The organism is Nucisporomicrobium flavum, from assembly GCF_016464385.1.
In the GTDB taxonomy this organism is placed as follows: domain Bacteria; phylum Actinomycetota; class Actinomycetes; order Mycobacteriales; family Micromonosporaceae; genus Actinoplanes; species Actinoplanes flavus_A.
This window is the reverse complement of sequence record NZ_JADMLH010000001.1, coordinates 283,895-297,517: the sequence shown is the minus strand read 5'-3', so window position 1 is coordinate 297,517 and position 13,623 is coordinate 283,895. Positions and strand designations below refer to the sequence as shown.

The following is a 13,623-nucleotide window of genomic DNA, read 5'->3' as shown; positions in this document are numbered from 1 at the left end:
CCGCGTGAGCGCCGACCGTGACGTCTGCATCGGCGCCGGCAACTGCGTCATGACCCTGGGCAGCGTCTTCGACCAGGACGACGACGGCGTGGTCGTCGTGCTGCAGCCACAGCCCGACGGCGTGGACCCCGAGCTCCTGCAACGCGCCGTCGTCATGTGCCCCGCCGGCGCGATCACCGTCACCACCACCTGAGCCGTGCACGTTGCCTCTACAGTGGCCGCGGTTGATGTCGCGCGCCGCCGATGGGGGAGACATGCAGACCGACCGCCAGGAGGCGACGCTGAGCGTGGCCGAGGCCCGCCACCGCGCCGCCGCGCTGACCGTCCACCGCTACGACGTCGACCTGGACCTCACCGGCCTGCTCGACGGCCCGGTGCTGCACAGCCGCAGCACAGTGTCGTTCACCGCGCGGCACCCCGGCGAGGCGACCTTCATCGACGTCATCGCCGACACGGCCGACGCGTGGCTGGACGGCGTCGCGCTGGCACCCGGGGCGTTCGACGGCGAACGGCTGCACCTGCCCCCGCTCGACGGCGAGCACCGGCTCGAGGTCGCGGCCACCATGACCCGCACCGGGCAGCGCGCCGGCATCCACCGCACGGTCGACTCCGGCGACGGCGAAGGCGACGTCTACGTGTGGACGAGCTTCGAACCCGACGACGCCCGGCGCGTGTTCGCCTGCTTCGACCAGCCCGACCTCAAGGCCGTCTTCGCGTTCACCGTGCACGCCCCGCACGCGTGGTCGGTGGTGTCCAACTCCGCCGCGGCCTCGTGCACCGACGCCGGGACGACCCGCACCTGGGTCTTCGAGGACACGCCGCGGCTGTCGCCGTACGTCACCGCGGTGTGCGCCGGGCCGTTCCACGAGGTGCGGCGCAGCGTGGACGGCTACGAGCTGCGCCTGCTGAGCCGCCGCAGCCTCGCCTCCCACCTCGACGAGCAGGCCGGCGAGCTGTTCGACCTGACCGGGCGCGGGCTGCGGTTCTTCAACGACCGGTTCGCGTCACCGTTCCCGCAGCGCACGTACACCCAGGTCTTCTGCCCGGACTTCCCCGGCGCGGCGATGGAGAACTGGGGCTGCGTGGCCTGGAGCGACCGCTACCTGCACCGCACGGTCCCCACAGCCGCCGAGCGCTACGACCGGGCCGTGGTGCTGCTGCACGAGATGGCCCACCAGTGGTTCGGCGACCTGGTCACCCTGCGCTGGTGGGACGACCTGTGGCTCAACGAGTCGTTCGCGGACTGGGCAGCGCTGTGGGCCGCCGAGCAGGCGACGGCGTACACCGGGGCGTGGCGCTGGTTCCTCGGCTCCCGCAAGGAGGACGGGTACACCGAGGACGCCGGCCCCGGCACCCACCCGATCCACCAGGACATCGCGACGGCCGCCGACGCCAAGGCCGCATTCGACATGATCACGTACGGCAAGGGTGCCAGCCTGCTGCGCCAGCTCGCCGAGTACGTCGGTGAGGCGGCCTTCGTCGCCGGGCTGGCCCGCTACTTCGCCGACCACGCGTACGGCAACGCCACGCTGACCGATCTGCTCGCCGCGGTCGGTGGCGCCGCCGGCCGGGACCTGTCCGGCTGGGCCGACGGGTGGCTGCGCACCGCCGGCACCGACGTGCTGACCGTCGCCTGCGAGACCGGCCCGGACGGCCGCTACCGCGAGGTCGCCGTCACCACCACACCACCGCCCGACCGGCCGGCACGGCGGGTCCACCGCCTGACCGCCGGAGTCTACGACCTGCGCGACGACCGGCCCGTACGGCGCCACCGCCTCCCCGTCGAGACCACCGCCGCGACCCAGCCCATCGCCGGGCTCGCCGGGCAACCGGCCGCCGACCTGATCCTGATCAACGACGACGACCTCACCTTCGCCCGGGTACGCCCCGACGCCGCCTCCCTGAAGCTCCTGCTCGGCCACGGCCGCCACCTGCCCGGCGCGGACAGCCGGGCGCTGACCCGGATCATTCTGTGGCACCTGCTCGAGGACGGGCTGCTCGCCCCCGCCGACCTCATCGGGTACGCCGCCGGTGCCCTCCCGCTCGAGACCGACCCCATCGTCCGAGACGACCTGCTGCGGACCTCCGTCGCGGTCGCGGTGGACTGGGCCGGTCCCGCCGTCGAGGCCAGGGAACACCTCGGCGCCGCCTGCCTCGCCCTGGCCGGACGCGCCGGCGACGCCGCCGCCCGCACCGCGGGCCTGCAGGCCGCCATCGCCCTGGCCACCACCGCCGACCGGCTCGCCGAGCTCGACGGCCCCGTCGGCGACTCGATCGACCTGCGGTGGCGCTGGCTCACCCGGCTGGCGGCCGTCGGCCGGCACGACCCCGCGGCGGTCGAGCGGCAGCTGCGCCGCGACCCGGACCCCGACGCGATCCACTCGGCGCTGACCGTGCGGGCCGCCTCACCCGAGCCGGCCGCCAAGGAGGAGGTGTGGCGGGCCGTGTTCGGCGAGCGGCGGGTGCCGCCCAGCGCGTTGCGCCCGATCGGGCGGGCCTTCTGGGATCCGGCCCACGCCGACGTGCTGCGGCCGTACCCGGACCGGTTCCTGGGCGAGCTGGCCTCCCTCGGGGCGAGCCACCTGTCGGTCACCCTCGCCGTCGTGCGCCACCTGTTCCCCCGCCACGGCGTGGACGCCGGCTTCCCGGCCCGGGCGGCGGCCGCCGCCGGGCGGCCCGGCATGCCGCCGATGGCGGCGAAGAACCTGCAGGCCCGCGCCGCCGTCCTGGTCCGGATGCTGCGGGCCCGGGCGCAGGCCTGACCACGACGTTCAGCCCGGACGGCGGAGAACGGCCTCGACCAGCGCCAAGGCCGCCTGCGGTGTCAGTCCGAGGGATTTTGTCTCGTCCGCGTACCGTTGGGCCGCCTTCCGGGCCGCGACCGGCGTCCCGGCCGCCGCCGCGGTGATCAGCGTGCCCGCCCGGCCGTGGGTCTCCACCAGCCCGGCCTGCTCCAGCTCCCGGTAGGCGCGGGCCACCGTGTTGACCGCCAGGCCCAGCTGCGCGGCCAGCGTGCGCACCGGCGGCAACCGGGTGCCCGCCGCCAGCGTCCCGTCGGCGGCCAGCGCCGCGATCCGCAACCGGACCTGCTCGTACGGCGGCACCGGCGAACCCGCGTCGATCGTGATGTCCATGCCCGGCGGTCCTTCCGCGCTCACAGCAGCCGCGGCGGGGTGTTGCCCGCCGCCTCGATGGCGCGGCGCATCGGCACCGCCGCCAGCAGGATGCCACCGGCCACGAAGAACACCACCAGCGACACGATGCCGATGCGGTAACTGTCGGTCAGCTGGTACACCAGCCCGAACGCCAGCGGACCCAGCCAGCTCGTGCCCTTGTCGCTGATCTCGTAGAAGCCGTAGTACTCGCCCTCGCGGCCTTCTGGGATCAGCTGGCTGAACAGCGACCGGCTCAGCGCCTGGCTGCCGCCCATCACCAGGCCGATGCCGACGCCGAGCAACATGAACGGGACCGGCTCACCCTCCGGCAGCCAGAACGCGGCCAGGATCACCACCAGCCACAGCGCCAGCGCGAACAGCACCGTGCGGCGCGCGCCGATCCGCGCGGCCAGCGCCCCCAGCAGCAGCGCCCCGCCGAACGCCAGGAACTGCACGATGAGGATGGTGACGATCAGCGTGCTCTGCCCCAGCTTCAGCTCCTCGGTGCCGAACTGGCTGGCCAGCGCGATCACCGTCTGGATGCCGTCGTTGTAGACCAGGAAGGCGACCAGGAAGAACAACGTCAACGGGTACGCCCGCAGGCTGCGCACCGTGTGCCCGAGCTGCCGGAACCCGTCGGTGAGCACGTTGCCGCGCGCGCCGCCCGCGGCCGTGCCCGGGTGCTCGCGCAGCCACCGCAGCGGCAGCAGCGTGAACACCGCCCACCACACGCCGGCCGACACGATGCACCAGCGCGCCAGGTCCAGGGTGCGCCGGTCGTCGCCCTCGACGCTGAGCACGGTCACCACCACCAGGTTCAGCAGCAGCAACACCCCGCCGCCCAGGTAGCCCAGCGCCCAGCCCCGGCTGGACACCTTGTCGCGCTCGTCGGGCCCGGCCAGCCGCGGCAGGAACGAGTTGTACACCACCACGGACGCGCCGAACGACACGTTGGCGACGATGAACAGCACCCCGCCCAGCAGGTACCGCTCGCCGGTCACGAACGCCATCGCCACGGTCGCGCCGGCCCCGATGAACGCGGACGCGGCCAGCAGCGGCTTCTTGCGTTCCGCCCGGTCGGCGATCGCACCCATCACGGGCAGCACGAACACCGTCAGCAGCACCGACAGCGACACCAGGTACGGAAAGTACGACCCGGCGGCGACGCTGATGCCCAGCGGATGCACCCGCCCGTCGCACTCGTCGGCGCCCAGCGCGCACCCGGCGGCCTGCTCGGCGACCGAGGTCAAAAACGGCCCCAGGAACACCGTGATGACGGTCGTGGAGAACGCCGAGTTCGCCCAGTCGTAGAAATACCAGCCGGTGCGCTCGCGCCGCGCCGGGGTGGGCGCGACGGTTCCGGCCGGCGTATCTGCGGGTGCGCCCATTGCTGTGAAACCTTCCCAGGACCAGGCGATTTCCCGCCGCTCGGCAGGCAGCTTAGAGCATCCGCGGGCCCTTGCGGCGGACCGCTCAGCCGTTGTCGCGCCACCAGCGGGCCAGGGCGCTCGTCGCCGGGTCCTCGGACTGCGCGAGGTGCGCCCACGGGTCCTCGGCCGGCGGGAGGTCCTCGGCCGCGTACCCGGCAAGGTCCGCCGCGGTGACCGGGTCGGCGGGCATCGCGTGCGGGTCGACGGCGCCGAGGCTGCCCGTGTCGATCCACGGGAACCCGTCGACGGGCTCGGGCAGCGGACCCACGTCCAGCGCCGGCGGGAACACCCCGGCCGGGTCGCCGACGTCGCCGTGGTCCGCCGCGGCGTCCGGGTCCGCGCCGACCGGGCCCAACTCGTGCCCGTGGGTGACGTCGACGACGCCGTGCGCGTCCGCGTCGGCGTGCACGTCGTGGACCTCGTGCACGTCGTGCGTGGAGGGCAGCTCCGGCTCGGCGTGGTCCGGCTGCTCCCAGCCGTGATCCATCGCGTCGAGGTCGTCGTGGTCCGCGCCGGCCACGTCGTCCTGCCACCCGTCGACCTGGTCGTGGGCGGCGTGCGCGCCGTCGTCGTCGTCGAAGCCGTGGTGGCCCGGGTCGTCGTGGTGACCGGCGTCGTGGAACTCCGGCCAGCCGTGCTCGTCGCTCATGATTCCTCCGGACCGGTGGGAGTGGGCGCCAGGGCACGGGCCCGGGCGAGAACGTCGTCGGCCTGCTTGACGCGGGCACGGACCTGCTGCAGCTCGGCGGCGGCCGCCGCCCGGCGCCGGGACCGGCCCGCGGCGTCCTCCGCGGCCGCCGCGTCGATCTCGGCGATGCGGGCGTCCAGGTCGCGCAGGCGCCGCTCCACGGCGTCGTCGACGGCCACGCCCAGGGCGTACTGCAGGTCGGTGAAGCGGTACGAGATCTCGTCCTGCAACGCCGCGCGGGCCTCGCCGAGCACCTCACGCAGCCACGCGCGGGCCTGCTGGCGGTCCGACTGCACCCGCCGCCGGTACAGCACGTACCCGCCGGCGGCCACGCCCAGGCCCAGCCCCGCGACCGGCACCAGCAGGCCACCGGCGACCACGCCGCCCACGCCGAGCAGCGACGCGCCGAACACCGCGCCGCGGCCGGCCATGACGGCGATCCCGCCCGCGGACAACGCGATCAGCATGTTGTCGGGTGAGTGCTCGCGCGGCGGCCCGGCGCTCAGCGCGTGCCGCAGGGTGGCGTTGAGCCGGTCCAGCACCGCGGCCAGCTCCTCGTCGTCGAACACCTGCGCCAGCACCCGCTCGCCGACCTGCCGGAACGTGGCCTCCAGGTCCTGCGACAGCCGTACGGCCACCGCCTGCAGCTCGGCGTCCACCTGGTCGGGCAGCGCGGCCAGCCCGTCGCCGCGCAGCGTGTCGATGCGCGCCCCGACCTGCTGCTGCAGCTCGCCGATGCGGGTACGCAGCATCCCCACCACCTCGACGCGGGCCCGCTGCGTCTCGGCGCTGAGCAGCAGCGCCCACTGCCGCGACTCGGTGCGTTTGCGCGCGGCCAGGGCGCTGCGCTGCTGCCGTACCCGGGCGGTGGCACCCGGGTCGGCCTCGGCGGCGGCGACCCGGTCCTGCGCGGCCTGTTCGAGGCGGCCCAGCTCGGCGCGGGCGGCGCGCAGCACGTTGGCCAGCTGCAGCTGGTGCCCGCGCCCGGCCAGCTCCACCAGGGCGTGCTGCAGCTCGGCGATGCGTGACGCGTCGACCAGCGCGGCCTGCTCCCCGGCGGGTACCGCCAGCGCCATCTCGGCGAGCCGCGCCGACACCGGGAACCACGGCGCGTCCGCGAACCGGGGCGCGCGGGCCCGCAGCAGCGCCCGGTTGTCCTCGGCGATGCGCCGCCAGCCTCCGAACGCGTCCACCTTGGTCAGGGCGAACACCACCGCGTCGACGCGTTCGCTCGCAGCGACCAGGAACTCCAGCTCCGGCTGCGACAGCGGCGCCGACGCGTCGGCCACGAACAGCAGCGCGGTCGCCCGTTCCACGGCGTCCAGCGCGACGGCGGTGTGCGCGGGGTCGAGACCGCCGACGCCGGGGGTGTCCAGCAGGCTCACGTACTGCAGCAGCGGCGCGGGATGGGTGACGTCGATGCGCCGGGGTGCCCGTACGCCGCCGCGCCCGGTCGCCCACTCGGCCAGCTGCTCCACGCTCAACTCGACCGGTTCCCCCGAGCCCGGCACGTACGCCGTCGCGGTCACCGTGCTGCCGGGGGAGAAGTGCAGGTACGCGGCGGTGGCGACGGCCGCGTCCACCGGCGACAGCCCGGGCACCCCGAGCAGCGCGTTGATCAGCGAGCTCTTGCCGCGTTTCGTCTCACCGACCAGCACGATGGACGGCCGGGTCAGCCGGCGGCGGCGCAGCTCGGCCAGCTCCGCACCGGCGTCGGGGTCGGCGGCCTGCACGACGGCCAGCGCGTCGTCGACGGCGGCGGTGAGCACGCCGGCCAGCTCGCGGGTCGCGGTCATCGTCCGGCCTCCGTCTGCACCCGGGTCTCGTCGTCGCTGCCGGGCTGCGCCGCTTGCGTCCGGGCCCGGGTCTCGGCCGCGGCTTCTCCTCCTGCGGCCCGGGCGCGGGTCTCGGGCGCGGCTTCTCCTCCTGCGGCCTGGGCGCGGATCGCCTGGGCGAGCAGGTGGAAGCCGCGGTGGGCGACCTGCGCGACCCGCGACTGGGCCGGGGCCGCGCCGGCGACCGCGTACACCCGCCAGCGGCCCGCCGCCTCCACCGCGGCCGCGGCCAGCTCGTCCGGCCCGGCGTGCGGCAGCCGCAGGATCCACCGGGCGTCGTCGGAGGTCGCCAGCCGGGTCAGCTCCCGCTCCCACGCCACCGGCAGCGGCACGGCACCGGTGGCGACGCGCTGCGCGACCTCCAGCAGCCGCAGCCGGTGGTACGCGGGCTCGCGCAGCAGCCGCTCGGTGGCCGCCCGCAGCGTCTCGCGGTCGCGCAGGTCACCGGTGTGCCCGGCGATGCGTTCCAGCCGGGCGAGCGCCCATCCCGCCTTGATCGCGTCGGCGCGCCACCGCAGGGTCTGCTCGAGCGTGCGCTGCAACCGGGGGAATCCGGAGGCCTGCACCAGCCGGCGCACCAGCTCGCCGCTGCCCAGCGACGGGTCGGCGGCCAGCTGCGCCAGGCAGAAGCCGATGCCGTACAGGTCGAGCAGCTCCAGCAGCCGTTCACGCCGGGCGGGCTCCACCGGGGCGGGCCGGGTGCGGAACAGGTCGACGGAGGCCAGCAGCACCCGCAGCTGGTCGACCGGGATGGTGGTCAGCTGCCGCAGGGCGGCGCAGTCGGCGGCCGTGAGCCGCCCCGCCTCACCGGTCTCGGCGAGCAGGCCCACCACCGGGATGACCTCGGACACCGTACGGGCCAGCAGCGCCGCCTGTTGCTCGGCCAGAGGACCGGCGACCGGCCACGGGTCCGCGGCCCCGCCGACGAGCGTGTCGACCTTGCCGAACACGCCCAGCGCGTTGATCGGGCTCGAGGCCAGCCGCGCCGACGCCGACCGGAACGCCTCCAGCGCCTGGACGTCGTCGGCGCGGACGGCCTGGGTGAACACGTACGCGACGGCCTCCGCGGCGGCGACCTCGGAGGCGGAGTCGGCGTCGATCGCGGCGTCGAACGGTGCGGTCGTGTCCGGCCGGTGCCCCGCCTCACTGAGTTCGGCGGCGGCCCGGGCGGACAGGCCGGTGTCGGTGGAGGCGAGGCCCGGGGTGTCCACCACGGTCAGCCCGCGCAGCTTCTCACTGGTCAGCGACACGTCCAGGTACGCCACCCGGCCTGCGGGCACCCCCAGGCGCTGCGGAAGCATGCCGTCGTCGCCCAGCGGCAGGCTGCGGCGCTCACCGTCGCGGCACACCACGTCGACCCGGTCGGCGGTGCCGTAGCGGAACCGGGTGACCACCCGGGTGCACTCCCCGGCGGCCGTGGGCGCGACCCGGCGGCCGATCAGCGCGTTGACGAGTGTCGACTTTCCGGCTTTCAACCGTCCCGCGATCGCGATGCGTAACGGCTCCGCGAGCCGCTCCCGGACGTGTTCCACCTGGCCGGCGACCTCCGGGCCGACCCGGGCGACGATTTCGTCACACAGCGTTGCCATGCGTGCGGACAGCGGGCCGACGGTCATGACTCGTCAGCCGAGCACACAGTCAGGGAGAATGTGCTGACCGCGGCCGTCATCGCAGACAAAGGTGGTTGCCCTTCCCGTACCCGGGCAGGGCGGGATCGCCTGCCGCAGCACAGACTACGAGGGGACGGGCACGGGCGGATCCCGTGTTCGTGCCAAGGCAACGCTGCAGGGGGCGCAGCGGGATGGGGGCGCGCGTGGCATCGCACGACCTGGCCGGGCTCGCGGCCGCGCATCTGCGCCGCCCCGGCCTCGTCGTGCTCACCGGCGCCCCCGGCTCGGGCCGCACCACGCTGCTGCGCCGCGTCGCCGCCGCCGCGGGTGGCACCGCGTACGCCGGCGGTGGCCTGGCCATGCTCGCCGCCGTGCCCGCCCTCGCCCTGTCGCGGGCGGTGCGGGCTCGCCTGCCCGTGCACGACGTCCCGCTGCTGGCCGAGGCGGTGCGCTCCCGGGTACGCGGCGGGCTGCTCGTCCTCGACGACCTGCAGTACGCCGACCCCGCCACCCTGGCCGCTCTGCCGCACCTGGCCGCCCACGTACGCGTCGTCGTGGCGTTGCGTACCCCGCACCGGCTGAGCGCCGACACGGTCGCCGCCCTGCGCGCCGCCGCCACCGCCTGGCTCGACGTGCCGCCGCTGAGCCCGGCCGACGCGGCGGCGCTGGCCCGGCGCACCGCACCGCACCTCGGCGACGACGCGCTCGCGGCGGTACTGGCCCGCGCCGGCGGCAACCCCCTGGCGGTCACCGCGCTGGCCCGGCACGCCGCCGGGGGGCGCGGCGCCGCCGACACCGGCATCGACCAGGTGGCGTACGCGATCGCCACCGCCCTGGCCGACCTGCCCCGCCCCGCCCGCACCGCGCTCGCCGCGCTGGGCCTGCTCGGGCGCCCCGCCCTCGCGGCGATGCTGGGCCCGGGCGCGGCCGTGCTGCACGAGGCCGGGCTCGTCGAGCAGGCCGGCGACGGCATCGTGCCCGTGTCGGCGTACCTGGCCGAGACCGCGGCCGGGCTGCTCGACGGCGACGCCCGCACCGAGCTGCACCAGGCGCTCGCCGCGCTGACTCCCGACGCGGAGGCCGCCCGGCACCTCGCCGCCGCCGGGGACCATCCGGGCGCGTACCGCAGGGCCCTCGCCGCGGCCGACCGGGCCGGCGGCGGCGACCGTGCCGACCTGCTGCTGTTCGCCTGCGAGCTGCCCGGCGTCACGGTCGACCCGCGGGTACGCCTCGCCGCCGCCGACGCGCTGCTGTCCGCCGGGCGCCCGCACGCCGCTGCCCGGGTGCTCACCACCGCCCGGCCGCTCGGCGTCGAGGCCGACGTGCTGCGCGGGGAGGCCCTGCTGCAGGGCGGCGACCCGGTGGCGGCCCGCGACTGCGTCCGCCCGGTGCCCGACGCCGCCTCGGCGACCGTGGTGGCCGCCCGCGACCGCATCCTGCTGCTGGCCGACCTCGCCACCGACCCCACCGGCGCCCTCGACACCGCCGACAAGATCGCTGCGCGGCATCCCGTACCGGCCCCCGGGGTCGCGGCCGCCCTCGCCGCCGTGCGCGCCGCGCACCGTACGCCCGGCTGGGAGCAGGCCCTCGCGGCCGCCGCCGGCACCGCCGACCCGCTCACCGGCCGGTGGAGCGCCTGGCTGCTCGTCGAGCACCTCGCCGCCGACGGGCGCCTCGACGACGCCGCCACCACCGCCCGCCACGCCGCCGACGCCTGCGCGGGCGACCTCGCGTACAGCTGGCAGACCCGCTTCCTCGCCGCCGCCGACTGGGCCGACGTGCTGCGCGGCGCCACCCCCGCCGTCGACGACGTGGTACGCCGCAGCGCCGACCTCACCGACCGCGCCCTGCCCGCCGACGCGCGCGGCTACGCGCTGGCCGCCACCGCCCTGGTCGAGGCCGACACCGGCCTGCTCGCCGCCGCCCGCGCCCGCCTCGGCGCCGACGCCGCGCACCCGGCGACCGCGTGGGTGGCCCGCGAGGCGGCCTGGCTCGACGGGCAGCCCGACCGCGCCGCCCGCGCCCCGGACACCGAGGCGCCCGGGCTGCTCACCGGCCTGCACCACATCACCGCCCGCTGGGCCGCGTACGACGCCGGCGCCCCCGCGCCCGGACCCGCCGTTCCCGCCGCGCTGCCCACCGCGGCCCGCCGCACCCTGACCGCCTGGGCCACCGGCACCGGCTTCACCGCCGCCGCCGAGGCGTGGGCCGGCACCGCCCTGCGCGAACAGATCCGCTGCCTGCTCGCCGCCGGCCTGCAGGACCGCGACCCGCACCGCGCGGTCGACGCGCTCCTGCAGGCCGAACAGCTCGCCGACACCGCCGGACTGGTCGTCCTCGCCGGCCGCGCCCGCCGGGGCCTGCGCCGGCACCACGTGCACCGCGACACCCGCAGCCCCCGCTCCGGCACCCAGCTCACCCGCCGGGAGGCCGAAGTGCTGCGCCTGGTCGCCGCGGGGGAGCCCACCCGCCGCATCGCCGGGCAGCTCGGCATCTCCGCGGAGACCGTGGACACCCACATCCGGGCGGGCATGCGCAAGCTCGGCGCCCGCACCCGTACGGAAGCCGCGGCGCTCGCCATGACCCAGTTGGAGGACGCCCCGGCCCCCGACCGCGCTCCCGTTCCCTCCGCTTTCCCCGACCGTGAGGATGGCCGGTGACCCGACAACCCGACGCCCCCCGCCACGTCGTCGCCTCCACCACCGACGCCGACACCGTGGTGCGCCGCCTCACCCGCGACGGCTGGACCGTCCGGGAAGGGTTCGCGCTGCCCAGCGCGACCTGGGACGTCAGCACCGACCGGCTCGTCCTGCACGGGCGCGTCACCGACCAGGACGCCCTGCACCTCGCGGTCCTCGCCGCCGCCCGGGGAGCCGGCATCGTGGCCGTGTGCGACGCCGACAGCCCGACCGGCCGCGCGCTGGTCGACGACCTGAGCCGGCTCGGCGCCGTCCACCTCGGGCCCGGCGGCTCACCCGCCCCGGCCACGGCCGACAGCACGGACGCGGTCGCTGAGCTCGTACCCGAACAGCGCGCCCTGCTGGACCGCCTGGCCGCCGGCGACACGATCGCGGCGGCCGCCGCGGCCGAATTTCTGTCCCTGCGCACGGCCAACCGCCGCATCGCCGAGGCCCGCGCCCTGTTCGGCGTCCGGACGACCCGCGAAGCCGTCCTGGCCTACCTGAGGCAACGCCGCACCACCGAATAGCTCAGCGCAGGGCCTGGTGCACGGCGGTGCACAACTCGTCGCGGGTGAACGGCTTCTCCAGCAGGGTGACGGCCGGGTCGAGCGTCCCCCGCGCGGCGAGCACCGGGGTGGCGTAGCCGGACATGAACAGCACCCGGGTCCCGGGGTGCAGCGCGGTGACCTGCTCGGCCAGCGTGGTGCCGAGCAGGTGCGGCATGATCACATCGGTGAGCAGCAGGTCGATCCCACCGGCAAGCTGCCCGAGGCTCTCGATGCGCTGCGCGTGCTGCAACTGGTTCTGCAACTTCGCCCGCTCCGCCTCCTCCCGCAGCCGGGCCCGCTCCGCCTCGGCGTGCAGCCGGTCGGTGATGTCGCGGACGGCCGCGGACACGATCAGCCCGGTGCCGGCCTGCAACCCGGACAGGCTGATCTCGGCCGGGAACACACTGCCGTCCTTGCGCCGGGCATGCAGGGGGTTGCCGCTGCCTATGGCCCGGTGCGTCGCGGCGGCGGAGTACTTCTTGCGCAGGCCACGGTGAGCGCGGGTCATGTCATCCGGCACAAGGATCTCGATCGGCTCACCCAGCAGCTCGTCACGCCGGTACCCGAAGAGGCGGAGGGCTTGAGCGTTGACGAACACGATGGAACCGGCCCGGTCCACCCCGACGGTGGCGTCCGGCGCCGCGTCGAGCAGCTGTTCGAACAACGAATCGCTGTGCGGTCCGCCCGGTGCGTCATCCGTGTCCATCCCCTCTGCTTAGCCCAGAGCGCCCGTTCGGTCAGCCGAACCGGCCGATCGCCGGGTCCGGCTTCCTTCCGCCGCCGCCGCCGCCGGGGCGGCTCGCGTATCCTGCTCGTCGATGAAGGTGCTGATCTCCGCCGACATGGAAGGCATCTCCGGCATCGTCCACCCGGACGAGACCAACCCCGGAGGCCACAACTACGAACGTGGCCGCGCCCTGATGACCGCCGAGGTCAACGCGGCCATCGCCGGGGTGCTGGAGGCCGTACCCTCCGCCACGGTCCTCGTCGCCGACGCGCACGGGCCGTACCGCAACCTGCTGCCCGAGGACCTCGACCGCCGCGCCCGCCTGGTCCGCGGCAAACCCCGCCCGCACGGCATGCTGGGCGGCCTGGACACCGACACCGCAGCGGTCCTGCTCATCGGCTACCACGCCCGCGCCGGCACAGGACCGGCCGTGCTCGCCCACACCGTCAGCGACGCCATCCTCGACGTACGCCTCGACGGCCGCTCCCTGGGCGAAATCGGCCTGACCACGGCCCTCGCCGGCCACCACGGAGTGCCCGTCGTCCTGCTCACCGGCGACGACGCGGCCTGCGCAGAGCTGCGGGACCTCGTACCGGCCGCGGCGACGGTCGCCGTGAAGCAGTCCCTCGGCCAGGGCGCCGCCATCGCGCTGCACCCCGACGAAGCCCGGGACCAGATCCACCGCGCCGCCGCCAAGGCCGTACGCCGCGCCGACCAGATCCCGGTCCAGCACCTGCCCGGGCCCCTGGAGCTGCAGGTCGACCTGGTCAACCCGGCAACGGCCGACCTGGCCACGCTGATCCCCGGCGTCAGCCGCACGGCGGGCGCACGGACGGTGTCCTTCACCGCGGACGACCTGGAGCAGGCGTACGGGCTGGTCCAGGTCCTCAGCCACCTCGCCAAGACCCTGTGACGCCGCTCCCCACGTTCTCCTCCCCGCCCCGCCGGC

Annotated in this window: 11 protein-coding genes; 5 read left to right on the top strand and 6 right to left on the bottom strand. The window is 75.8% G+C overall.

What is annotated here, in order from left to right; all coding sequences use genetic code 11:
- Nucleotides 1-4 precede the first annotated feature (4 nt).
- Together IT780_RS01460 and pepN are read left to right on the top strand one after the other, a co-directional pair.
- Nucleotides 5-193: a (4Fe-4S)-binding protein gene (locus IT780_RS01460; RefSeq protein WP_307830991.1), complete on the top strand. Its 189-nt coding sequence runs from the start codon at nt 5-7 to the stop codon at nt 191-193.
- A gap of 61 nt (nt 194-254) precedes the next feature.
- Nucleotides 255-2,762 (top strand): aminopeptidase N, encoded by a 2,508-nt coding sequence (gene pepN / locus IT780_RS01455; protein WP_199509510.1) that lies wholly within the window; start codon nt 255-257, stop codon nt 2,760-2,762.
- 9 nt (nt 2,763-2,771) lie between these two features.
- Here the strand turns inward: pepN and IT780_RS01450 are convergent, their stop codons facing one another.
- The 5 genes from IT780_RS01450 to IT780_RS01430 form a co-directional block, all read right to left on the bottom strand.
- On the bottom strand, nt 2,772-3,134 hold the full coding sequence (locus tag IT780_RS01450) for a GntR family transcriptional regulator (RefSeq protein WP_199509509.1): 363 nt from the start codon (nt 3,132-3,134) through the stop codon (nt 2,772-2,774).
- A gap of 20 nt (nt 3,135-3,154) precedes the next feature.
- Entirely contained in the window at nt 3,155-4,543 is a 1,389-nt protein-coding gene (locus tag IT780_RS01445; protein WP_199509508.1) for an MFS transporter, read from the bottom strand.
- A gap of 85 nt (nt 4,544-4,628) precedes the next feature.
- On the bottom strand, nt 4,629-5,234 hold the full coding sequence (locus tag IT780_RS01440) for a hypothetical protein (protein ID WP_199509507.1): 606 nt from the start codon (nt 5,232-5,234) through the stop codon (nt 4,629-4,631).
- A complete protein-coding gene (locus IT780_RS01435) occupies nt 5,231-7,069 on the bottom strand; it encodes a dynamin family protein (protein WP_199509506.1) in 1,839 nt (612 codons plus the stop codon). The genes IT780_RS01440 and IT780_RS01435 overlap by 4 nt, the downstream gene beginning before the upstream one ends.
- Nucleotides 7,066-8,697, bottom strand: coding sequence for a dynamin family protein (locus tag IT780_RS01430; protein WP_233412040.1), 1,632 nt, complete (start codon nt 8,695-8,697; stop codon nt 7,066-7,068). The genes IT780_RS01435 and IT780_RS01430 overlap by 4 nt, the downstream gene beginning before the upstream one ends.
- Nucleotides 8,698-8,921: 224 nt before the next feature.
- Between IT780_RS01430 and IT780_RS01425 the strand changes: the two genes are divergently transcribed.
- Together IT780_RS01425 and IT780_RS01420 are read left to right on the top strand one after the other, a co-directional pair.
- Nucleotides 8,922-11,378: a LuxR C-terminal-related transcriptional regulator gene (locus tag IT780_RS01425; RefSeq protein WP_307830990.1), complete on the top strand. Its 2,457-nt coding sequence runs from the start codon at nt 8,922-8,924 to the stop codon at nt 11,376-11,378.
- Nucleotides 11,375-11,926 carry a LuxR family transcriptional regulator gene (locus IT780_RS01420; RefSeq protein ID WP_199509503.1) on the top strand — a complete coding sequence of 184 codons (552 nt, stop codon included), beginning with the start codon at nt 11,375-11,377 and terminating at the stop codon, nt 11,924-11,926. The genes IT780_RS01425 and IT780_RS01420 overlap by 4 nt, the downstream gene beginning before the upstream one ends.
- Nucleotide 11,927: 1 nt before the next feature.
- Here IT780_RS01420 and IT780_RS41470 read toward each other — a convergent pair whose 3' ends face one another.
- Nucleotides 11,928-12,653, bottom strand: coding sequence for a PAS domain S-box protein (locus IT780_RS41470; protein WP_233412039.1), 726 nt, complete (start codon nt 12,651-12,653; stop codon nt 11,928-11,930).
- Between the two features lie 112 nt (nt 12,654-12,765).
- Between IT780_RS41470 and IT780_RS01410 the strand changes: the two genes are divergently transcribed.
- Nucleotides 12,766-13,587, top strand: a complete 822-nt coding sequence (locus IT780_RS01410) for a M55 family metallopeptidase (RefSeq protein WP_199509502.1) — start codon at nt 12,766-12,768, stop codon at nt 13,585-13,587.
- The last annotated feature ends 36 nt before the right edge of the window (nt 13,588-13,623 follow it).